The 23,986-nt window shown below is 32.5% G+C and carries 14 protein-coding genes; 8 read left to right on the plus strand and 6 right to left on the minus strand.

Annotation, left to right across the window (positions count from 1 at the left end; all coding sequences use genetic code 11):
- The first annotated feature begins 422 nt into the window (after nucleotides 1-422).
- From ACJ6WR_RS19615 to ACJ6WR_RS19650, 8 genes are all read left to right on the plus strand, one after another.
- Nucleotides 423-3,191, plus strand: coding sequence for a hypothetical protein (locus tag ACJ6WR_RS19615; RefSeq protein ID WP_409416204.1), 2,769 nt, complete (start codon nucleotides 423-425; stop codon nucleotides 3,189-3,191).
- 98 nt (nucleotides 3,192-3,289) lie between these two features.
- On the plus strand, nucleotides 3,290-4,936 hold the full coding sequence (locus tag ACJ6WR_RS19620; protein ID WP_409416205.1) for a hypothetical protein: 1,647 nt from the start codon (nucleotides 3,290-3,292) through the stop codon (nucleotides 4,934-4,936).
- Between the two features lie 627 nt (nucleotides 4,937-5,563).
- A complete protein-coding gene (locus ACJ6WR_RS19625; protein WP_409416206.1) occupies nucleotides 5,564-9,922 on the plus strand; it encodes a hypothetical protein in 4,359 nt (1,452 codons plus the stop codon).
- A gap of 70 nt (nucleotides 9,923-9,992) precedes the next feature.
- Nucleotides 9,993-12,410, plus strand: coding sequence for a hypothetical protein (locus ACJ6WR_RS19630; RefSeq protein ID WP_409416207.1), 2,418 nt, complete (start codon nucleotides 9,993-9,995; stop codon nucleotides 12,408-12,410).
- A 623-nt stretch (nucleotides 12,411-13,033) separates the two neighbouring features.
- Nucleotides 13,034-14,332: a gliding motility-associated C-terminal domain-containing protein gene (locus ACJ6WR_RS19635; protein ID WP_409416208.1), complete on the plus strand. Its 1,299-nt coding sequence runs from the start codon at nucleotides 13,034-13,036 to the stop codon at nucleotides 14,330-14,332.
- Between the two features lie 36 nt (nucleotides 14,333-14,368).
- A complete protein-coding gene (locus ACJ6WR_RS19640) occupies nucleotides 14,369-15,289 on the plus strand; it encodes a type IX secretion system membrane protein PorP/SprF (protein WP_086896373.1) in 921 nt (306 codons plus the stop codon).
- A 20-nt stretch (nucleotides 15,290-15,309) separates the two neighbouring features.
- Nucleotides 15,310-17,277 carry an OmpA family protein gene (locus ACJ6WR_RS19645; RefSeq protein ID WP_409416209.1) on the plus strand — a complete coding sequence of 656 codons (1,968 nt, stop codon included), beginning with the start codon at nucleotides 15,310-15,312 and terminating at the stop codon, nucleotides 17,275-17,277.
- A gap of 120 nt (nucleotides 17,278-17,397) precedes the next feature.
- Nucleotides 17,398-17,787, plus strand: a complete 390-nt coding sequence (locus ACJ6WR_RS19650) for a hypothetical protein (RefSeq protein WP_409416210.1) — start codon at nucleotides 17,398-17,400, stop codon at nucleotides 17,785-17,787.
- Between the two features lie 146 nt (nucleotides 17,788-17,933).
- On the opposite strand, the gene ACJ6WR_RS19655 is transcribed toward ACJ6WR_RS19650, so the two are convergent.
- From ACJ6WR_RS19655 to ACJ6WR_RS19680, 6 genes are all read right to left on the minus strand, one after another.
- Nucleotides 17,934-18,965: a helix-turn-helix domain-containing protein gene (locus tag ACJ6WR_RS19655; RefSeq protein ID WP_039116273.1), complete on the minus strand. Its 1,032-nt coding sequence runs from the start codon at nucleotides 18,963-18,965 to the stop codon at nucleotides 17,934-17,936.
- Between the two features lie 70 nt (nucleotides 18,966-19,035).
- Nucleotides 19,036-20,016: a helix-turn-helix domain-containing protein gene (locus tag ACJ6WR_RS19660; RefSeq protein ID WP_409416211.1), complete on the minus strand. Its 981-nt coding sequence runs from the start codon at nucleotides 20,014-20,016 to the stop codon at nucleotides 19,036-19,038.
- A gap of 194 nt (nucleotides 20,017-20,210) precedes the next feature.
- Nucleotides 20,211-21,191 carry a helix-turn-helix domain-containing protein gene (locus ACJ6WR_RS19665; protein ID WP_039116270.1) on the minus strand — a complete coding sequence of 327 codons (981 nt, stop codon included), beginning with the start codon at nucleotides 21,189-21,191 and terminating at the stop codon, nucleotides 20,211-20,213.
- Nucleotides 21,192-21,256: 65 nt separating this feature from the next.
- Nucleotides 21,257-21,640 (minus strand): GreA/GreB family elongation factor, encoded by a 384-nt coding sequence (locus ACJ6WR_RS19670; protein ID WP_039120246.1) that lies wholly within the window; start codon nucleotides 21,638-21,640, stop codon nucleotides 21,257-21,259.
- A gap of 214 nt (nucleotides 21,641-21,854) precedes the next feature.
- Nucleotides 21,855-22,418, minus strand: a complete 564-nt coding sequence (locus ACJ6WR_RS19675) for a DMP19 family protein (protein WP_165572320.1) — start codon at nucleotides 22,416-22,418, stop codon at nucleotides 21,855-21,857.
- A gap of 230 nt (nucleotides 22,419-22,648) precedes the next feature.
- Nucleotides 22,649-23,983, minus strand: coding sequence for a sigma-54 dependent transcriptional regulator (locus ACJ6WR_RS19680; protein WP_039116267.1), 1,335 nt, complete (start codon nucleotides 23,981-23,983; stop codon nucleotides 22,649-22,651).
- Nucleotides 23,984-23,986: the final 3 nt, after the last annotated feature.

The raw sequence follows: 23,986 nt of genomic DNA on the forward strand, positions 1-23,986 counted from the left end.
GGTTTCCTCATTTCTATTTTTAGGAGGATATTGTATTCTATTTTTCTTTATCTGAAAAGATTGATTTAATCTTTTTTACCATTTTAATGCCTTTTGTTTTTTATTTCTTTCGGTTACTCTTTTACTTATTTAAACTTCTGCTAAAAAAAACATATTAATAGGTGTTTTTATAATCGCTCTATAGATTATTATTTAAAACTTTTCTTATAAACGAGTATTGTCCTATTCTATAAGTTTAAAAACTTTTATTGGTAAAAACAGATAAGCTTATGGGAGACCTTTGTAGCTTCAAACTAACTGTGTTTGAAGAAATAAATGAAGAGAGATAGATTTAATTAAATCTTACTGTGATGTGATTTAAGATTTTTTTATTTCTACAATAAATTAAAAACACATAATAATTCAATTAAATAATAAATCATATGAAGAATAGATTACTCCCTTTGCTTTTTGTTTTAGGTTGTTATTCCGCTTACTCACAAGTAGGTATAGGGACACTAACGCCAAGTACTTCATCGCAACTAGAAGTTTTTGCTAGCGATAGAGGTATCCTAATTCCAAGAGTTACATTAACAAGCTCAACGGATGCAACTACAATTAAATACGGTAACGTAGAAAGTTTATTAGTTTTTAATACTGCAACTGTTTCTGATATTAAGCCAGGTTACTACTACTGGTATGAAGGTAAGTGGAATAGAATTACTATTTCAAGTGAAGCCACTGGAGGTAGTGGTGGTGTTGTTGGAGGTAATGGTGTTCCAGGTAATAGAGGAGAAGCTGGGTATCCTGGTGCAGATGTAAGTATTTATACAGATCAAGTGTCAGGTATTGTTTATGTGCAAAATGTAGATGGAACTTGGACAACTCTTAATGGTAAAAATGGACTTGACGGTAAAAATGGAATTGCTGGAGGCATTGGCTTACCGGGAGAAGCAGGTTTAGATGGAACAATTCAAATGTATATTGACCAGTCTACTGGTATTATATATATAAGAGATCCAAAAAATAAAGATAATTGGATTCCGTTAAGTGTTAAGAATGGAATTGATGGAGTTAATGGTAAACCAGGAACTGACGGTGTATCAATACCATCTGGATCAACAATTGTGATTGATAATACTACAGGTACTATTTATGTATTGACACCTGGAGCAGATCCAACTGACCCTGCAAGTTGGACTTCAATTAATGGTAAGAATGGACTTGACGGTAAAAATGGTTTATCTGGAGGTAATGGAGTACCAGGAGCAGAAGGTACAGCTGGAATAGATGGAACAATCCAAATGTATATTGATCAATCTACAGGTATTGTATATGTAAGAGACCCTAAGGATGCTGCCAAATGGATTCCATTAACTGGTGAAAGAGGTATAGATGGAATTAAAGGTATAGATGGTGAACCGGGTAAAGCGGGTACAATTACTACACTTGATGCTATTGTAAAAGATTCTAGTGGAAATATTTATGCTTACGTAGGATCTGATGGAACAATTGCGGGTCGGGATGCTGAATGGGCAGCAAAATCTCCAAATTGGGTTAAAATAAATGGCTTAAATGGTGAAGCTGGAATTCCAGGTACTGACGGAGAGCCAGGTACGCCGGGTTCAATCACTACACTTGATGCAATTGTAAAAACACCAAGTGGTGATATTTATGCATATGTTGGGGCTGATAAAACAGTTACGGGTCGTGATAAAGAATGGGTTGATAAATCTCCAAACTGGGTTAAAATAAATGGATTAAATGGAGAAGCTGGAATTCCAGGTACTGATGGAGAGCCAGGTACGCCAGGTTCAATCACTACACTTGATGCAATTGTAAAAACACCAAGTGGTGATATTTATGCGTATGTTGGGGCTGATAAAACAGTTGCAGGTCGTGATAAAGAATGGGTTGATAAATCTCAAAACTGGGTTAAAATAAATGGATTGAATGGAGAAGATGGGATTCCAGGTATTGACGGAGAGCCAGGTACGCCAGGTTCAATCACCACACTTGATGCAATTGTTAAAACACCAAGTGGTGATATTTATGCTTACGTAGGAACAGATAAAACTGTTGCTGGTCGTGATAAAGAATGGAGTGAGAAATCTTCAAATTGGGTTAAAATAAATGGCTTAAATGGTAAAGAAGGAATTGCAGGTGCAACAGGGGAGCCAGGTAAAGCGGGTTCAATTACTACGCTTGATGCAATTGTAAAATCTCCAAATGGTGATATTTATGCTTATGTAGGAACAAGTCAAACTGTTGCAGAAAGAGATGCAGAATGGGCAGAAAAATCTCCAAACTGGATTAAGATCAATGGTTTAAATGGTAAAGAAGGAATTGCAGGAGCAACAGGGGAGCCAGGTAAAGCAGGTTCAATCACAACACTTGATGCAATTGTAAAATCTCCAAATGGTGATATTTATGCCTATATAGGAACAAGTCAAACTGTTGCAGAAAGAGATGCCGAATGGGCAGCAAAATCTCCAAACTGGGCAAAAATTAATGGACTAAATGGTGAGAGCGGAATTCCAGGTGCAGATGGCGAACCAGGTACTCCAGGGTCAATCACTACGCTTGATGCGATTGTAAAATCACCAAATGGCGATATTTATGCTTATGTCGGGACTGATAAAACAGTTGCAGGTCGTGATAAAGAATGGGTGGATAAATCTCCAAACTGGGTTAGAATTAGTGGTAAAGATGGAGTTGATGGAGCTCCTGGTTTAGCTGGAGGTCCTGGGGCACCTGGCGATACAGGTGTTATAATTCCAGAAGGTACTACAACTTGGATTAATACAACAGATGGAGTTATCTATGTAAAAGATGCTGCGGGAGAATGGATTGCTGTAAGTGGAAAAGTAGCGCCTAATAACATTTTGGGAATACAGGTAATTAATGATGATTATGTAGTAACAGTTGATGATTATACAGTTATTGCAGAAAACTTAACTAAAGATATTACAATCACACTTCCAGATCCAGCTTTAAGCAAAGGTAGAATATTAGTAATAAACCAGTTTGATATGGTAAAAGCAGATGACACACCTATTGTGGTTAATTTTAATCACGAAATACGCTATTCAAGTAAAGCTAGATATACATATATGGCAGGAAGTTTATTTGGAGGAGCAACTGCAGGAAGTATGAAAGTTACGTTACAATCAAATGGAGTAAACTGGTACGTAATTACGTACACTATGTAATTTAAATTATTATTTACTTATAGTTCTTAAGCCTGGTCATTCAATTGACCAAGGCTTATTGGCTATGGCTAGAAAAATAACGTTAAAAATTAAGAACAATGAAAAAAATTATTTTAGTATTATTAATAACAATCTTGTCTTTTGCGCAGGTTTTTGCGCAAAATGCAGATCCCATAGGAATAGGAACCCAAAAAGCGGATGCATCTGCGGTTTTGGAATTAAAGTCTTCCAATCAAGGATTTTTGCTACCTCGTTTAACTACAGAGCAAAGAGATGGGATATCAAATCCAGCAGTTGGATTGACAATTTTTAATCTAGAAACTAATTGTATTGAGAGCTATACTGGTGAGGATTGGGTAGGTAATTGTGGTACGCCAAAAGCAATGATTAAGATTCTTAACTGTGATAGCGATGTTGTTATTGCAGGAGATTTTAAAGAAGGACAGAGTGTTTCTAATACAACACTTACTTTGAAATTAAATGTAGAAAAAAAAGGATCTTATATTATTTCAGTAGCAGCAAAACCTGATAATGGGTATTATTACAATGCTTCGGGTACGTTCTCGAGTACTGGACCAGTAGAGCTTATTATTGGAGGAATGGGATCTCCTAAAGCGGAAAGAACTGCATCAAATCCTGATAAAATTTATATTACCATGAATGATGTAGAGTCTACTTGTACAAAAGATGTATTGGTGGCACCTTCGGCTATTCCTCCTATGTTTGCACTTAATGGTGTAAGTGCTAATGGTATTGGGATTGTGAATTCACCATTGAATTCTTCAACAAACTCAATTACTATTTCACTTAGTGGAAATACAAGTGCATTTGGTTCTACTTATAGTATTCCAGCTGTTACAGTTAATGGAATGACATTTGGACCGTCTTCAGGGACCTTTACTCAAAACCCAATGACAATTACATTAACAGGTAGAGGCACGCCGCTTGCTGGAGGAACATTTCCAGTTACTATAACTTCAAATGGTACCTTAACCCCAAATTCTGTTACCATGAATTATACTGTAGCTTCTCCTAATTTAAGATTAGTCGATTTTAATGGAGGTGGTTATGGTGCTAATTCAGGAGAGGCACTGGCTCTTATAAAAGCCGCTGCAAATTTTGGTACTTCTACTACTAGTATAGTAAAAGCACAAGGATTTACTGTTTCTAATAGTGGTAATATGGCAAGTACCGTTGCGAGTAAACCAGATATTATCGTAGTGCATTATCCGTATAATATGAATACAGCTGAAGCAACTTTGCTTAAGGGATATCTTGATGCGGGAGGAGTAGTACTTTATTTTACTGAATCTGGTAATACTCAAGTTGCTTTGAATGTTGCAACAATGATGGGGTATCCAAGTAATATTCTTACCAATTCAAATGTTACACAAGCGAGGGTAGAACAGTTTAACGCTGTTAATGATCAAATCATCAAAGGGCCTTTTGGAGATTTAACTGGCTTAGGCTGGGAAGATGATGGTGGTGGTGGTAATGCTATGAAAGGTTTCCCAGCTGGAGCAATTGTTGATTATAATACCAATGCGGGAGGTTCAAGAGTGTTTAGAGCTACAGGAACTAGTTTGTTCTTTGTAGGTGATGGAGGTTGGTTAAACCGAAATTTACTTGATGGAACTACACCAAAACTTAGTGGAAACGGAGGAGCAAACTCTGCATTATGGGGTAACATTATGGCATGGGCAGTAAGCAGAGCTACTACAAATGGAATAAATTATAAACCATAACTTTAAATTGGGTTTTATTATAGATGTAAGGGCAGTTCAGAAATGAACTGCCCTTTCCTGTTTATGAATAAACCTTAGGATGTTTTATGGAATTTTAAATGAACGGTGTCGATATATTATTAAAAAAGTATTTATAAAAGAAAAATTTGTTGTCTTTTTCTTGAAGATATTATTTCATAGTTCTTTTTTCTTGTTTAAATAATTAAAAAGCTGATTTATGTTATGAATAATGGGTTAGAGTAATAGGTAGATATTGATATTTAAAATGTTGTAAGTGTCTTATTTCTATGTTTTAAAGGTTTTGTAAGTATGCCTTAAATTGTAAGTATAAAAACTTTTAAGGGTATAAATAAGTTTTGTTTACAGGGAACTTTGTGCTTTGAAACTAAGTGTTTAATTACGAAGAACATTGATGTTGATAATGTGTGGAAATTAACTCTATAAAGCAATTAAAATAGTAGAAAATCTATGAAGCCAGAATGTGATTTGTCTTTTCGAGCAAGTAGATTGTATGCTTTCAATCCTTTACAAATTGACTTAATATCAAGTTATGATGAGGTTTTTTTAGCAGTAGAATCAATTTCTAGAATAAAAATAATTTTAATAACCCATTAAAGATTAAATAATATGAAGAATAGATTACTCCCTTTACTTTTTGTCTTAGGTAGTTATTCTGCTTACTCACAGGTAGGTATAGGAAAACTGAACCCAGATACTTCAGCTCAGCTGGAAGTATATGCTACAGACAAAGGTATGTTAATCCCAAGAGTTAAATTAACGAGCTCAACGGATCAAACTACAATTACAAATGGTAATAAAGAAAGTTTACTGGTTTATAATTTAGAAGCTGCTTCAGATGTTAAAGCAGGTTACTACTATTGGTCTGTATCTGATAATAGTTGGCAAAGACTTGCTATTTCAAGTGAAGTTTCTGGCGGGATTGCTGGTTTAGCTGGAGGCTCTGGAGCACCTGGAATGACTGGAGTTACAGTTCCTGGTGATGCAACAACTTGGATTGATACCACGACAGGTCATATTTATGTTAAAGATGCTAGTGGAAACTGGGTTAAGATTAATGGTCTTGATGGAAAAGATGGGAAAGATGGTGTAATTGGAGGCAAAGGAATTCCTGGAGCCAAAGGTGAAACTAATTACCCAGGAGATAATGTAGTTATATATATAGATAGTGAAACAGGAACTATTTATGTGCGTGATCCAGAGAATAAAGACAAATGGATTCCTTTATCAGGTAAAAATGGTATAGATGGAATTAAAGGTATAGATGGAGCGCCAGGTACAGCAGGTACAATTACTACGCTAGATGCGATTGTAAAAGATGCTAATGGTAATATCTATGCTTATGTTGGTGAAAGTGATACAGTTGCAGGAAGAGATGCAGAATGGGCATCAAAATCTCCAAATTGGGTTAAGATTAATGGACTTGATGGAAAAGATGGAAAAGATGGTGTAATTGGAGGCAAAGGAATTCCTGGAGCTAAAGGAGAAACTGGATATCCTGGAGATAATGTGGCTATTTATATAGATAATGAAACAGGAACTGTTTACGTACGTGATCCAAATAATAATGACAAATGGATTCCTTTATCAGGTAAAAATGGTATAGATGGAATTAAAGGTATAGATGGAGCGCCAGGTACAGCAGGTACAATTACTACGCTAGATGCGATTGTAAAAGATGCTAATGGTAATATCTATGCTTATGTTGGTGAAAGTGATACAGTTGCAGGAAGAGATGCAGAATGGGCATCGAAATCTCCAAACTGGGTTAAAATCAACGGATTAAATGGAGAAGATGGAATTACTGGAGCAACTGGAGAACCAGGTACTGCGGGTTCAATCACTACACTTGATGCGATTATAAAATCACCAAATGGCGATATTTATGTTTACACAGGTACAGATAAAACAGTTGCAGGAAGAGATGCAGAATGGGCATCAAAATCTCCAAATTGGGTTAAGATTAATGGACTTGATGGAAAAGATGGAAAAGATGGTGTAATTGGAGGCAAAGGAATTCCTGGAGCTAAAGGAGAAACTGGATATCCTGGAGATAATGTGGCTATTTATATAGATAATGAAACAGGAACTGTTTACGTACGTGATCCAAATAATAATGACAAATGGATTCCTTTATCAGGTAAAAATGGTATAGATGGAATTAAAGGTATAGATGGAGCGCCAGGTACAGCAGGTACAATTACTACGCTAGATGCGATTGTAAAAGATGCTAATGGTAATATTTATGCTTATGTTGGTGAAAGTGATACAGTTGCAGGAAGAGATGCAGAATGGGCATCGAAATCTCCAAACTGGGTTAAAATCAACGGATTAAATGGAGAAGATGGAATTACTGGAGCAACTGGAGAACCAGGTACTGCGGGTTCAATCACTACACTTGATGCGATTATAAAATCACCAAATGGCGATATTTATGTTTACACAGGTACAGATAAAACAGTTGCAGGAAGAGATGCAGAATGGGCATCAAAATCTCCAAATTGGGTTAAGATTAATGGACTTGATGGAAAAGATGGAAAAGATGGTGTAATTGGAGGCAAAGGAATTCCTGGAGCTAAAGGAGAAACTGGATATCCTGGAGATAATGTGGCTATTTATATAGATAATGAAACAGGAACTGTTTACGTACGTGATCCAAATAATAATGACAAATGGATTCCTTTATCAGGTAAAAATGGTATAGATGGAATTAAAGGTATAGATGGAGCGCCAGGTACAGCAGGTACAATTACTACGCTAGATGCGATTGTAAAAGATGCTAATGGTAATATTTATGCTTATGTTGGTGAAAGTGATACAGTTGCAGGAAGAGATGCAGAATGGGCATCGAAATCTCCAAACTGGGTTAAAATCAACGGATTAAATGGAGAAGATGGAATTACTGGAGCAACTGGAGAACCAGGTACTGCGGGTTCAATCACTACACTTGATGCGATTATAAAATCACCAAATGGCGATATTTATGTTTACACAGGTACAGATAAAACAGTTGCAGGAAGAGATGCAGAATGGGCATCAAAATCTCCAAATTGGGTTAAGATTAATGGACTTGATGGAAAAGATGGAAAAGATGGTGTAATTGGAGGCAAAGGAATTCCTGGAGCTAAAGGAGAAACTGGATATCCTGGAGATAATGTGGCTATTTATATAGATAATGAAACAGGAACTGTTTACGTACGTGATCCAAATAATAATGACAAATGGATTCCTTTATCAGGTAAAAATGGTATAGATGGAATTAAAGGTATAGATGGAGCGCCAGGTACAGCAGGTACAATTACTACGCTAGATGCGATTGTAAAAGATGCTAATGGTAATATCTATGCTTATGTTGGTGAAAGTGATACAGTTGCAGGAAGAGATGCAGAATGGGCATCGAAATCTCCAAACTGGGTTAAAATCAACGGATTAAATGGAGAAGATGGAATTACTGGAGCAACTGGAGAACCAGGTACTGCGGGTTCAATCACTACACTTGATGCGATTATAAAATCACCAAATGGCGATATTTATGTTTACACAGGTACAGATAAAACAGTTGCAGGAAGAGATGCAGAATGGGCATCAAAATCTCCAAACTGGGTTAAAATAAACGGTAATGATGGAGTTTCTGGTTTAGCAGGAGGTCCTGGGGCTCCTGGAGCTCCTGGAGTCACAATCCCTGCAGATGCCACTACTTGGATTGATACAGAAACAGGTATTGTTTATGTTAAAGATGCCGACGGTAAGTGGGTTAAAGTAAATGGAAAAGATGGAGTTGACGGTGCTGCTGGTTTTGCTGGAGGTCCTGGAGTTCCTGGAGATCCTGGAGTTACTATACCAGCAAGTACAACTACTTGGATAGATACTACTACTGGTAATGTTTATGTTCTAGATCCAATTACTAAAGAATGGGTTAAAGTTAGCGGTGCCAACGGAAAAGATGGTAAATCATTTACATACGCTGATTTTACTGCAGAGGAACTTGCTGGATTAAAAGGAGCTGATGGAGTTACTTCATTTGTACCAACTGTAACTACTGGACATGACATTGCAACTTTTACAGATGCAGCTGGAAATCCTGCAGCTATTAAAGAAACTGTTACTTCTTTAAAAGATGTTGTTACACAGACTACAGATGAGCGTGGACAAGTATTTGATAAACATACTTTGACATATACAGATGAAGCAGGAGTTGATTCTCCTATCGATATGTCAACATTAGTAAAAGGAGTGGAAACCTTAACTTCTCTTCAATATGATGGTTCTCTAGGTGAATTAAATTATAAAGATGAGGCAGGTGTTACTACAAGTTTTAACATGGTTGATATGGTTGGTGCAAATCAAACATTAACCAAGTTAGTGATAAATTCTGATGAAGGTACATTAGATTATACTGATGAGAACAAAGCTTTGCATCCTTTAAATCTAGCAGATCTTGTAAAAGAACCTTGGTATGGTGTTGATTCTAAAAAAGGAGCAACTTTAAATACTGACAATATATACACACAAGGTTGGGTAGGAATTGGTTTTGATACTCCATCTACAGCTGCAAATGAAAAATTGAGAGTAAATGGTGCTATAACAACTGTAAACTCCTATTATGCGGATTATGTGTTTGAGGATTACTTTAAAGGATTCTCTGATATTAAAGCAGATTATAAATTCAAAAAACTTGATGAAGTAGATGCTTTTATTAAAAAGAATAAGCACCTTCCAGGTATTACACCAATTAACGAATTGATGAAAACAAAAGAAGGATATTCATTTAATGTTTCTGAGTTATCAATACAATTACTTGAAAAAACGGAAGAGTTGTATTTACATATTATTGAGCAGGACAAAGAATTGGAAGCTAAAAATAATGAAATTGAAAAACTAAAAGTTGAATCTAAATCATTAAAAGCAGCAACTGATGAAATGAATGCACGTTTAGAAAAATTGGAAAAATTAATGTCAAATAAATAGTAAATCAATTAATAATTAATCTGGTCAAAGCACTTATAAAGTGCTTTGACACTGATTAAAATTTAAGAATATGAAAAATTATATAAATCAAATACAGAAGATGACCTTAGCGGTTATCCTATGTTTATTAAGTTTTGGTTCTGTTTTTGCTCAGGTAGAAACAGCAAAGATCAAAGACGGAACTATTAGCGGTGGTGCAACCAAAGCTAAAGATGGTGCTATTTTCGAATTAGAGAGTAATAATAAAGGAATGTTAATTTCACGTTTGACTACAGCACAACGTAATGCTATCCCTACGGCTAATTTATCAAATGGATTATTAATATTTAATACCAATTCAAATTGTTTTGATTATTGGGATTCTTTAAGGGTACAATGGTTAAGTATGTGTGGTACGCCTCCACCAGCTGTATTTGATGTTTCTGCAGCACAATGTTCATTGGTTATAGCTAATGGTACGTACAAGCAAGGAGTTACTTTATCAGGAGATAATACACTTACAGTTCCTGTTACAGTTACACAAGCTGGTACATATACAATGACAGCTACAACTGCCAATGGGTATTATTTTGAGGCAAGTGGAAATTTTCCTACTGCAGGGGTTTATGATATAACATTAAAAGGAACAGGAAGACCTAATACAGGTTATGCTACAGGAGATCCAGGTGACGTGGTAACTGTGATTTTAAATGGTGTAGTTTGTGATTGTACGCCACATATTTATATAGAAAAAGCTAGTGTTGATTTTGCTATTTCTTGTGGTAGTCTTACTACGATAGGAAGTTACAACATTGGTGTCGCTTTAACTGCTGATAATAAATTAACGCTTGATGTTAATGTATCAAATACAGGTTTTTGGAGTATGAAAACGAATACTGTAAACGGATATTCATTTATGGGACAAGGTACTTTTACTACAACAGGGCTTCAAACGGTTGAATTATTAGCAACAGGAACTCCAGTAGCTTCTGGAACAGATCTTTTCAATCTTACATCAAACGCCAATACAGTTGCAGGTGGATCTTGTAATGCAGTTCCAGTAGTAATTGCACCAGTTGCTTATACTATGAATTGTGCCGGAGCTACACAAAGTGGAGTATACATGCAAAATGTTGCGCTTAACTCAACTAATAATACAATTACATTGCCTATAAATGTTACAGCTACAGGTTCAACAACAATTTCAACCAACACTGTTAACGGAGTATCTTTCTCTTCAGGGCCAATTGTATTGACAAAACTTGGTGCAGATACTGTTGTTCTTAAAGGTTCAGGGACGCCTACGAGTGGAGCTACAACAGAATTAACAGTAACAGGAACCCCAGGAGCTGGTGGAGAATGTTTTTATAATTTGACTATTGCAGCACAACCTATTGCATTTACAATGACATGTAATAGTATTACCACATCAGGAAGTTATGTTCCTAATGTAGCTATGACAAGTGAAAACTCAATGGCAGTTCCAGTAAATGTTACCTACAAAGGAGATTATAGTATTTCTACTAATACGTTAAATGGAATTTCTTTTTCAGCTACTGGAACTTTCACTAGTACAGGAGCGCAAACTATAACGTTAAAAGCTTCTGGAACTCCAACTGCTGGAGGATCATATTCTTACACAATTAGCACTAATAGTACTTCAAGTAGTGTAACTTGTTCTAGAGCAATTACATTTGCATACCGTCAAATGATTATTGCTGGTATTGGAGATGGTCTTTATAACCCTGGAAGTGCTGCCAGCGGTGAAACTTCATACGCAGTATTGAATAATGCAAATAATTTTGGACCTAATGGTAAAGTTCAGATGTTAGGAGGATTTAAGCTTATTAATTACGGTGGGCCGAGTGCAAGTACACTTAAAAGTAATATTATTAGAGATAATACTGATATTATTCATATTGCATACAACTTCCAGCCTAATGCAGATGTAATTGCAGTTTTAGCAGAGTTTGTTAAGGATAAAAAGGGAGTGGTTATTTTTGCTTCTGAAAGAGATGGTAACATACCAAATGTTATAAATGGTATTTTAGGAACTAATGTTTCAACTGTTGCAGCTAATAATGGAGTTGGTAGAAATATAACTGATTTGGCAAATATTGCTGATCCTATTTTAAATGGTCCTTTTGGTAATACAGCTGGATTTAACATGGGTGGAGATGTTGATAACTCAATATTTCTTACTGCAGCACCAGCGAATAGTACTGTGTTAGCTACTGAAAAAGGTTCATCTAAAGTTTTCTCTTTTAGAGATAATACATATGGATTTGTTTTTATTGGAGATGCGGGTTATAATGCGGGTGTGGTAAATAATAATCAAAATGGAAATTACCCTGCAAGAATGCAATCTGGTGGTATTCCTGTTGTAAAACCTAGTTATGGATATGATAGTAATGTTACTGTTTATAACAGTATTTTTTATGCGAATCTTTTTGCTTGGGCTGTAGATTATGCACAAAATAATACAAATACAAAATATACATTTAAATAGTAAGAAGTAAGTGAAGGTAAAAAAAACATCTCTTTTATGGAAATCATAATTGAGGTGTTTAATAAAACACACTAATATTTTATTATAGAAAAATTAATCTACAATCAATTTGTAACATAGTTTTTTATTTTTTAAAGAGAGAGCTTTTGCTCTCTCTTTTTTTATACCCAAATCTATAAGTTTAAAAGCTTTTAGAGGTAAAAATAATGATGGGTTAATAAGAAATTTGTAATGTTGATAACAGGGTGTTTGAGTGAAAAGAAGGACAACTTTTGATTTTGAATATTATGGTTTTTGATGATTAGATTTTTGTATGAAAAGAGAACTTCGGTTCTCTTTTTTGTTCTTTTTCAGAGGATTTATAAGCTCTTATTTATTTGAAATTTATAAAAAACTATTTAATTGGATTTGGTTTAAGTATTAAGGAAATGACTTGAAATAAAATGATGAGATAGTGAATACTAAGGATAGATTGAAGGGAGATATAAGCTAGATATAGCTGAAATTAATTCGTCTTATTTTGATATAGCAATAACTTTTACGGGTTAAGTTGATTTTGTGATTGATTTAGCTTTGTATCATAATAGAAAGTGTGATTTGTGTAATAAATTATAATATTATATATGAAAAAAAATGACTTATATAAAGAGACGAAACAATCAATTGTTAGCTACCCTGGTGGTATCTTAAGTTTTGTACTGGTTTTGTTGGCTTCTCAAAGTGGGCAAGCGCAGTTTATTAATGATGGTATCATAAAGGTAGATGATAAAACAATTTTATCGGTCTATGAGCCATATGTAAACAAACCTTCAGGAGGTTTTACAAATGATGGAATTGTTTACATTTTTGATAACTGGAGTAATAATGGTGAGGTACTGTATAGTAAGAATAGCGAAGGACAAACTTTTTTCAATGGTAAAAAAGTGCAGACGCTTGAGGGTCGTACAACTAGTAATTTTCATGATGTGATTTTTGATAGTAAATCGGATACATTGGTTCCTTTTCGTTTAAATCAAATAATTACAGTTAACGGTAAGGCGGAATTTATAAATGGAATAATAGAAGCGGATAAGAATAGTAGGGTGATTTTTAATGAAAATGCCATTCATTCTGATGCTAGTGACTTAAGTTTTGTTGATGGAAAAGTGGAGAAAATAGGAAATAGTATGTTTGAATTTCCAGTAGGGAATGATCTTTATTTTAGACCTACTTTCCATGCTACTGATGGTATTGGTGATGGTAGTATTTATACAGCCCAGTATTTTCATCAAAACTCTGATAATCTTTACAAACATGCAAGTAAAGAAGAAACTATTTTGTTGATAAATGATAAAGAATATTGGAATGTAACACGTGATGGTGGAACTGATAAAATTGTACTAACTCTTACGTTAGATTCACAAACAACTCCTGATGAATTTCTTAATGTTGATTCGAAATTAGAAGTCGCTATAGTTCGTTGGGATGATGTTTTATTGAAATGGGTTAAAGAAAAAGGAGCTGTTAGTGATCCTTTCCCAAGTACAAGTAAAGCAGGATATTCAAAATTATTAACAGCAGAAGTTAGTGGTTATGGAATTTTCACAATGGCATTAGTTAATAGAGAAATCGATGATGAAGAAGTAGTTGTTTATAATGCTGTATCTCCAAATGGTGATGGAGTTAATGATACTTTCCTTATTGAAGGAATTAAAGATTTCCCTGATAATTCAGTTGAAATATATAATCGTTGGGGGGTAAAAGTATATGACGCAAAATCATACAATGAGAGTGATGTGATGTTTAGAGGATACTCAGACGGTCGTGTAACAGTAAATAGAGGAGAAAAACTTCCTACAGGAACTTATTTCTATATATTGAGGTATAACAATGGAGTACAAGGAAAAGAGAAATCAGGATACCTATACATCAATAATCAATAAAATTAAAAATCATTAAATTAAAAATAATTACAACTAATGAAAAAGATTTTTTACATAGTAACAATTGTATTGTTAGGGATTTTTGATGCTTCGGCACAGCAAGAGTCTCAGTATACACAGTACATGTACAATACAATGACTTTTAATCCAGGATATACGGGTTCAAGAGAAGTAGTAAGTGCAATGGGGTTATATAGAACACAATGGGTTGGTCTTGATGGAGCTCCAAAAACAATGAATTTTTCGATACAAAGTCCTTTAGGATATCATGCTAATGGAATTGGTTTAAATGTAGTAAGCGATGAGATAGGACCAACAAAAAATACTGGAGTTATGCTTAATTATGCCTATACAATTATGGGTAATAATGGTGACTTAAAAGTTTCTTTTGGTATCTCTGGAGGATTTGACAATTTTGTAGTAGATTATTCTAAATTAAATATCAAAAATGCAGAGGATCCGTATTTAATGGGTAAAGAATCTCAGTTCTCACCAAATGTTGGAGCAGGAGTTTATGTTCATACCTATAATTGGTATGTTGGAGTATCGGTTCCAAAATTATTAAAAACAGATTTTTTTGATGATGTTTCATCATCTGTCTATACTACAAAATCGCATTTTTATGGTATTGCAGGATATGTATTTGATATTAATCCATACTTAAGATTTAAACCTGCAGTTTTAGCAAAATTTGTATCGGGAGCTCCGATAGCTGTCGATGTATCTGCAAACTTCTTAATTAATAATAAATTTACTATTGGAGCTGCATACCGTGTAGATGCCAGTGTAAGTGGATTAGCAGGTTTCCAGGTAACAGATGGTATCCAAGTTGGATATGCGTATGATTATGAAACTACAAACCTAGGAAATTATAATTCAGGTTCACATGAATTTTTCTTAAGATTTGACCTTTTCAATAAGTCAAATAAACGAATGATTAATCCGAGATTCTTTTAATAATGATTACAAAAATACATATGAAAAAATACTTTTTACTTTGGATAGTATTATTTGGTCTGCATAATTCTTATTCGCAAGACAGATTAGTTAATAGAGCAGAAAAAAATTACGATAAACAAGCATATGCATACGTTAGTTCAAGTGATTTATATGACAAACTAGTTCAAAAAGAATTTGGCTCTTCTGGAATTTATGCAAAATTAGGGGATTCGTACTTTTTTAATGGTGATTACAAGAATGCTCTAAAGTCTTATAATCAGATAGCAAAATTAAAAGATAATTACGTTTTCACAAATGACCAGTTATTTAGATATTCGCAGTGTCTAAAATCTAATGGACAATTTGAAGAGGCATCAAAAATCATAAAAGAGCTTAATAGTAAATCAGGACAGCAAGCAATTGCAGCTGGTACTGAGTATTTACAGAATATTGAAAAACAGTCAAATCGTTTTACAATTAAACCTGTTAGTATTAACTCTAATATGCCTGATTATGGAGTATCTTTTTATAAAGACAATAAGGTTATTTTTACTTCTGCAAGAGATACAAATGTTGTAGAGAGAATGAAAGACAGATGGAATAAAAAACCTTTTTTCAAACTTTATGAAGCGATAATCACTGATGATGGAGATTTAGTTGATGCTAAAAGAATGAATGGAAAAGTGAATTCAGTTTTCCACCAATCAACAGCTGTAGTTACTGCAGATGGTAATCAAATGTATTTTACCAGAAGTAACTTTTTGGGTAATAAATATGGTGTTGATGAAACAAAAACAAATCGTCTTAGAATTTACAGAGCTACACTTGTAAAAGACAAATGGACAAACATTGAAGATTTATCTTTTAATAGTGATTCTTTTTCAAATGCTCATCCAGCTTTGAGACCTGATGGTAAAAGCTTAATTTTTGCTTCAGACAGACCAGGTTCTATTGGACAAACGGATTTATATGAAGTTGCAATCAATGAGGATGGGACTTTTGGTGAAGTTAAAAATATGGGACCAACTATTAATACAATAGGAAGAGAGACTTTTCCTTCTATGTCAACTACAGGGCAACTTTATTTTGCATCTGATGGACATCCAGGACTTGGTGGTTTAGATGTTTTCGAAGCATTCAAGAATACTGATAACACCTATAAAATTGTGAATGTTGGGAAACCAATAAATTCATCTGGAGATGATTTTGGATTTGTAATTAATCCAGAAACACATAAAGGTTTCTTTGCATCTAATAGAACTAATGATGATCAAATTTATGGTTTGACAGAATTAGAACCGATTAAAGTTAAATATGATCTTGTAGTTTTCGGAAAAGTATATGATAGTAAACAAAATGAATTGTTACCAAAAGTTAAGATTACTGTTCTTGATGCAAATAAGAAAATGGTAGATGAATTTTATACTGATAATGCAGGCGAATATTTGTTAAAGGTACCAGTAGGAGATTATTCTTTAGTTTATGATAAAGTTGGTTATTATCAACAAACGCATGAATTACTGATTCCTAAGAAATTTGAAAATCAAAGTTTTGAGATTGATAAATATTTGGTAACTGATCCTAGTGTAAAAGAGTTAGAAGGTGAAGGAGGAAAAACTATTACTGATGGTTCTGATTTAACAAAAACTCTTGATTTACAACCAATTTATTTTGACTTAGATGGTGCTAATATTAGAAAATCTTCAGAAAAAGAATTGAATAAAGTTGTGCAAATTTTAAAAGATTATCCAAGATTAACAGTTGATATTAAGTCGCATACAGATAGTCGAGGAGATAATGCTTACAACTTAAAACTTTCTGATAGAAGAGCTAAAGCTACTATTAATTATATTGTAAGTAAAGGAATCAAAGCAGATAGAGTTACAGGCCAAGGTTATGGTGAAACTCAATTGATAAATAAATGTGCTGATGGTGTAAAATGTTCTGAGAAACAACATCAATTAAACAGACGTTCAGAGTTCATTATTTCTTTTCATCACGAATAAGGTATTTGAATAGAAATATGTTTTAAAAAAAGTGGATATCATTATGATATCCACTTTTTTGTTTTGATCATATGAGATACATAAATCGAGAGGATTTAAATTGAGTAAAAAAAAGGTGTAATGATTTATCAGAAAAGATTAAATGAAATCAAGGATAATTATCCATTTGATGAATGGATAGATAATTTTTCGGCAGATACAGAGGATAAAAATGATAAAGGGATTGAGCAATATACTCAAGAGAATTGTGATGTTATAAAAGCCATTTTTGACTATTTATTAGGTAAACTATGCTTACTAGGAGAAAAAGCATCAGAATTAAATAAAATTGAATTGTTTGAAATTACTATTAATTTACTCAATCGATTTAATGATGAGAAAGGATTATTCGATTTTGGTGTAAGTGAAGATTTATGTGACTTGGTAGATGAAATAACTTTAGTTGCGGGTCTTAATCCTGAAATTTATGCAAACGGGAAAGGGATTTCGGATATTTGGAGAGAATGGTAATGCTTGATTATGAAATAAATAGCAATGTCTGTAAAATGCAGAATAAATTAAAAGATTAAATTGAACTGCAAGATAAGTATTGAAAAGGAGATAATATAAAATACTACTCTTTTTAGTTTATCTAAGAAAGAGTAGTACTTGTATAATTACAGATAAGTATCTGGTCTAAGAACAGCAAAGTTTTTTTGTTTCTTTTTTTTAATAAAATCCTCAGAAGGTTTTCTATGAAAAAGGTCATAATATTTTGTGCAGAAATAGCTTAATTTGGTGTAATTTAACTCATAAATTATTTCTGTTAAAGTGCTATAATCTCCACTTTGTAAAAGACGGTTTGCAAGAAGCATTTTTTCTTTTATAAAAAGATTATTTGGGGTATTATGAAATTCTTTCTTGAATAACATTTTATACTTTGAAGGTGACATTCCAGCCATTTTAGATAAAAAAGGTACAGAAGGGAATGGGTTGTATAAATGATCTAGAAGGTAGTTTTTTGTCTTGGTAATAGCTTCTATTTCAATTTCGGTAGTTTCATTCTTTACTGCTTCAGAATCTGTATATCTATTTAAAAAATTACCTAATAATTTTAAAGAAATTCCTTTAAGATAGGGATCAAATGAACTGTCATATACTGATCTACTCTTTAGGGATTGGATAAGTAATATACTATTACTATCCATATTATCGTAGTAATAAGGTACTGTTTTTTTTATTTTTATTCTTCTATTAGTAAATTCTTCGCTAGGATGACTTTCTACAAATTCGTTTAATAAGTTTTTATCAACAAGTAGACGTAATGCTAATGTTCTATGTCCTACTGCAGGTTTAAAGGAGCTCTCTATATCATTACTTATAATTGCTAGCCCTACATTTATTGCAGAACCGATTTCATAATCGATATCTTGTATTTTAATTAAATTAGTATGGTCACTTAAATCAAAATGGAATATATATAATTCGTTTTCAGATTTAAGACGGTTTATTTTTAAAGGAGTTGTTAAAACAAAATCCATAAATAATGCGGAAATTCCAGGTGTTATTTGAGTAAAATAGGATTGCCCGTGCCCTAATGTTTCAGGAATAACAATTATTTTATCATCAATAAGTTCTCCACCCATTTCTTCAGCAAGTTTGTATTGCCATTCTGGAGTTAAAGAATAAAAATGTGTAATTTTTTTCATTGCAGATAAGTTTTTGTTTAGTCTTTTTTATTTTCTATTCACTGCTATGGATATTTTTAATCCGGTATTTTTATAATTGTTTAATAAATGATTTTGGAGTTATTCCAAATTGCTCTTTAAATTTCGAAGCGAAATAGGAGTTGTTGGTAAAATTAAGCTTGTCAGAAACCTGAGATATCGATAATTGTTTTTTTTCCAGTAGTTCTTTAGCTAATAGCATTTTATTATTCATGAAAAATGCATTTGGTGTTGCTCCTGTAATTTTTTTAAATAAATTCTTGAATTTTGATTCTGACATGTTTGCTTTGCTTGCCATTAATTTTATTGTCGGGAAATGATCTTCTATATTGCTAATTAAGAACATTTGTGTTGCTACAATATTTGCCAAATCAGATTCATTTACTGTTTGTATAATAATTCTATGACTTGCTATTTTTCTTAAATAATTAGAAAGTAATAGATGAACAGTACCAATTAGATTTAAATCAAATACAGGTCCTCCAACTTTTAGCTTACGCAAATCGGTTAGTATGTGATAACTTTCGCTGCTCATTCTGTCTAATCTAATAATTGTATTTTTTTCAGGATCAGCAATTTTATCAATATTATGAAAAGTAATATTGTTTTTTTTTGCGAATGTAGCTATCGTAGTTTTCTTGACAAATATGCAAAGACTGTATGTTTTACTTCCGTTCTTAACAAAATAATTTGATTCCAGTCCACCATCAATAACTGACAGATTATATTTCCAACGCCCAACATCATGCATAAAAGTATTACTCTTTAATGAAGCTTCTCCTTCGGTTAAATTATAATAAATCCCTACAAAATCATTAGTATTGTTTTTCTGGATAAAATGTAAACTCTTATTATAAGCTACATCAATATAATAGGCGATAATGCCATCGCCACAGTCCAGAACATATCTTGTTCCGGTTTGGATACTATCTGGTATAACTATAAAATTACCATCCGTTTTTCCTTCCATTTGTAATGCAAAAGGAGCAACCCAGTTCAGGTCGGCACCATAAGTATGTTCTATTATTTTCACAGAGATATATTTTTATGCACTATAAAGTTAAGTTTTTTTATATTAAAATATTGATTGTCAGTATTTATTATATGTTATTTACTAGTGATTTTGTTTTGTATCATTCATATAAGGATTTTTTATTTGCTTGTCCTATGTTTTAAAATATAGTATTATCGTTTTACAGTTGATTAAAAAAGTAGTTTTGTTTTATGTTATAATTGTTTAATAAATGTTTTAGGTGAAATACCAAAATGCTCTTTAAATTTTGATGCGAAATAAGAATTGTTAGTAAAATTAAGCTTATCGGATACTTGTGATATTGACAGCTGATTTTTTTCTAATAGTTCCTTAGCTCTAAGTAGCTTATTGTCCATGAAAAATGCATTAGGTGTCATACCTGTTATTTTTTTGAACAAATTTTTAAACTTAGACTCAGACATGTTTGCTTTATTCGCAATGAATTTGATAGTCGGAAAGTGGTCTTCAATATTATCGATTAAAAACATCTGCACAGCTACAATATTAGCCAAGTCTGTTTTATTTACAGTTTGGATGATAATTCTTGTACTCGACATTTTTTTGAAAAAATTAGATAACAATAAATGTACTGTTCCCTTGAGGTTTAAGTCAAATATCGGACCGCCAACTTTTAGTTTTTGTAAGTCGGTAAGGATATGATAACTATCACTACTCATTCTATCAAATCGTATTATAGTATTTTTTGTTGGATCTGTAATTTTGTCTATATCTTTTAGTGTAATGTTATTTTTTTTGGCATAGGATTCCATCATGTTTTTTTTGATGAAAATGCAAAAAACAAATGATTTAGTTCCCGATTTAATCAAATAATTTGTTTCGAGTGAACTATCAATAACTAAGAGATTATAGTGCCAGCGACCTATTTCTTGCTCAAAATTGCTACTAGAATATTTTATTCCCCCTTCAGTTAAATTGTAATATATTCCGATAAAATCATCACTAGTGTTTTTTTGGATTAAGTTAAAATCCATATTGTTTATTCCATCGACATAATAGGCAACAATATCGTCTTCACAATCTAAAAAATATCTATTTCCAGAGAAAAGACCATCTGATGAAATTATAAAATTACCATCAACTTTGGCGCCCAATTGCTCAGCTAGTGGAGCTACCCAATCTAAGTTGGTTCCATATGAGTGTTTAATTATTTTCACAGTAATATTGATATAATAAAGTTATACAGCTTGTTTTTAAATAGCATTCATATTTGAAAAGCTGCTTATTCGACATTTAATATTTTTAATTTATTTATTCCTGAAGGAAACTGCCACGAGATTTCATCATTAATAGAATATCCATATAGAGCTAATCCCATTGGAGACATTACGGATAGTTTATTCTGATTTAAATTGCTTTTTTCAGGAACAACAATCTGGAAATTTTTAATGATGTTGGTTGCTATTTGCACGGTTACTTTTGAATTTATTCTTACAATTTTTTCAGGCATCTGATTATGAGCCATAACTGTTGCTGTCTCAAGTTCTCTCGATAATCTTTTAATGGAAAGATTGTATATTCTATCGTTATTGTTTTGTGTTGTTGATATAATTTCTTTTAATAATTCAAGTTCTTTTGCTTCTATTATTATCTTATTATTTTCCATTGTAATTTGATTTTACTTAATAAACGTATGCTTTATAGCAGTTTATTTTTTTTAGTTATTTTAATTATAAACATTCAGCATTCTTAAGTAAGTTGCAGTTAGAAACTATATGACAAATCTTTAAGAGTAACAATGATATTATTGTTTAATCTTAAGGCATGTCGTATTTATCCTGATTAGGATGATGATGTTTACAGTTTTTTATAGATGATGATTATATTGCAGTTGCGAAATCACTCATGTTTTCCTGGATATGTATTTTAATTTTTTCGCTTTCATCGTCCATAATCTTGAAGAAATCTTTATCGATAGAATTAAAATGTGGAAACTCTTGATACATTCTTGAAAATTGTTCCTCTGTCCTTTCCATTTCTAAAAAAGGCTTATGTACTAAATAAATTTCTTTGGCTTTATCTATATTTATTGCCATTTCTTTTATTCCCCATACCTTCATTGTTTCAGAGAAAAGAGTTTCAAATATATAACCACCATATCCATTTTGTATTAGGGATAAATAGCCTCCATTAGTAACTTCGCCATATAGTATATTATATGCCATTAATGTATGCTGGGCAGTATTAAATTCATTTTCAGTTTCATCATATTGCCCATCCATTAATTCATAATATTTAGAAAGTAATAGAAAGAAAAAATCCCAAGTATTTTCTTTTGCTTCTAAAATTTCTTGTTTGGTAATTTTTGGTAATGTATTTTTTATAGTTCCTGTTTTTATTTCAGCTTTCACTTCCATTATCATATCCATTTTCGTTTTCATCATCTTTTCCATTTTTTCTGCTTTATTGAGGTTATTTTAATTCGTTTTGTATAACAATATAAATATTGCTTTTGTATGTATTTATGTATGAATTAAGGCAAAATGTATGCCTTAAACTCATATAAAAGTTAACAAGTTGCTAATCAATTTAATGATATAGAAGCTTATAAAATCATTTGTTTTTGAGCCATGGGAATTTGGTGTCATTCGAGGAATAATTACCCAATTCAGACTCATATAATTTTCTGATTAAGTGTTTTACGGTCAATTTGTAATATTTTTGCAGCATGAGTTTTATTATTATCAACAGCTGCAAGAACTTTTAAAATCTGTTCTTTTTCATATTCTTTTAGTGATTTAAGAATGTTTATTTCTCCACTTGAGATGTGATATTTAAGATGCTCTGGAATTTGTTGAATATCTATAATATCATCGCTCATTATTATCATACGCTGTATAATGTTTTCGAGTTCACGAACATTACCAGGCCAAGAGTAGCGTAGTAATATTTCGATCGCTTTTTCGGTGATTGAGATGTTTGGTTTATCATATTCAATACTGTATTTTTTTAAAAAAGTATCTATTATAGGAATGATATCCTCTTTTCTTTCTCTTAAAGGTGTTGTCTTGATATTAACAACATTTAGTCTATAATATAAATCTTCTCTAAAAGCATTTTTTTGTACCATTTGAAATAAATCGGTATTAGATGCAGCAATTATTCTAACATTAAGTTTCTCGGGAATTTGTGATCCTACTCTTGTAATCTCTTTTTCCTGAAGTACTCTAAGAAGTCTTGTTTGTACAGATAATGAAGCTGTACCAATTTCATCTAGAAAAATTGTTCCTCCAGAAGCTGCTTGAAACAATCCGATTCTTGATTCATTAGCTCCGGTAAATGCTCCTTTTACATAGCCAAAAAGTTCAGATTCCATTAGTCCTTCTGGAATTCCACCGCAGTTTACAGTAATAAAAGGCATTTTCGCTAGAACACCATTATAATGTATTGCTTTAGCGATAAGTTCTTTTCCAGTACCACTATCTCCTTGTATAAGTACTGTTGCCATGTTGTTTTTAACTCTTTTTATTATCTCAATTAAATCTCTTAATTGATCAGAGTTACCTACAATACCAGAATAATTATTATCTATTGGTATAGAGTTTTTTTTCGGTAGTAGAGTTTTTGCTTTATTTCTTGTTTTTATAAAGGAATTCTCAACCGCTTTTTTAAGTTCTTCATTTGTGAATGGTTTAACCAAATAATCGAATGCACCAGCTTGTATCGAAATTACGGCACTATTAATTGATGGTAAACCTGTTATTACCAATTTAGGCATTAATGGATAATGTTCTTCAGTAAACTTTATTAATTCAATACCATTTATTTCCGGCATATTAAGGTCGGTAATAAGGAGGTCTATACTGGTATATTTTAAAATACCTAAAGCTTCATTTACTGATGATGCTTTATAGATATGATAATTTAATGCTTTTAGATTGCGCTGAAGCAAATCTAGCATGTCATAATTATCATCTACAATTAGTATGTTTTCTTTCTTTAAGTTCATTTT

This window comes from Flavobacterium sp. PS2 (genome assembly GCF_046250155.1).
Lineage (GTDB): Bacteria > Bacteroidota > Bacteroidia > Flavobacteriales > Flavobacteriaceae > Flavobacterium.

What these genes read in the sequence shown, in the direction of transcription:
- ACJ6WR_RS19615 (WP_409416204.1), top strand. Translation starts at nt 423, where the DNA reads ATGAAGAATAGATTACTCCCTTTGCTTTTTGTTTTAGGTTGTTATTCC.
- ACJ6WR_RS19620 (WP_409416205.1), top strand. Translation starts at nt 3,290, where the DNA reads ATGAAAAAAATTATTTTAGTATTATTAATAACAATCTTGTCTTTTGCG.
- ACJ6WR_RS19625 (WP_409416206.1), top strand. Translation starts at nt 5,564, where the DNA reads ATGAAGAATAGATTACTCCCTTTACTTTTTGTCTTAGGTAGTTATTCT.
- ACJ6WR_RS19630 (WP_409416207.1), top strand. Translation starts at nt 9,993, where the DNA reads ATGAAAAATTATATAAATCAAATACAGAAGATGACCTTAGCGGTTATC.
- ACJ6WR_RS19635 (WP_409416208.1), top strand. Translation starts at nt 13,034, where the DNA reads ATGAAAAAAAATGACTTATATAAAGAGACGAAACAATCAATTGTTAGC.
- ACJ6WR_RS19640 (WP_086896373.1), top strand. Translation starts at nt 14,369, where the DNA reads ATGAAAAAGATTTTTTACATAGTAACAATTGTATTGTTAGGGATTTTT.
- ACJ6WR_RS19645 (WP_409416209.1), top strand. Translation starts at nt 15,310, where the DNA reads ATGAAAAAATACTTTTTACTTTGGATAGTATTATTTGGTCTGCATAAT.
- ACJ6WR_RS19650 (WP_409416210.1), top strand. Translation starts at nt 17,398, where the DNA reads ATGATTTATCAGAAAAGATTAAATGAAATCAAGGATAATTATCCATTT.
- ACJ6WR_RS19655 (WP_039116273.1), bottom strand. Translation starts at nt 18,965, where the DNA reads ATGAAAAAAATTACACATTTTTATTCTTTAACTCCAGAATGGCAATAC.
- ACJ6WR_RS19670 (WP_039120246.1), bottom strand. Translation starts at nt 21,640, where the DNA reads ATGGAAAATAATAAGATAATAATAGAAGCAAAAGAACTTGAATTATTA.
- ACJ6WR_RS19675 (WP_165572320.1), bottom strand. Translation starts at nt 22,418, where the DNA reads ATGATGAAAACGAAAATGGATATGATAATGGAAGTGAAAGCTGAAATA.
- ACJ6WR_RS19680 (WP_039116267.1), bottom strand. Translation starts at nt 23,983, where the DNA reads ATGAACTTAAAGAAAGAAAACATACTAATTGTAGATGATAATTATGAC.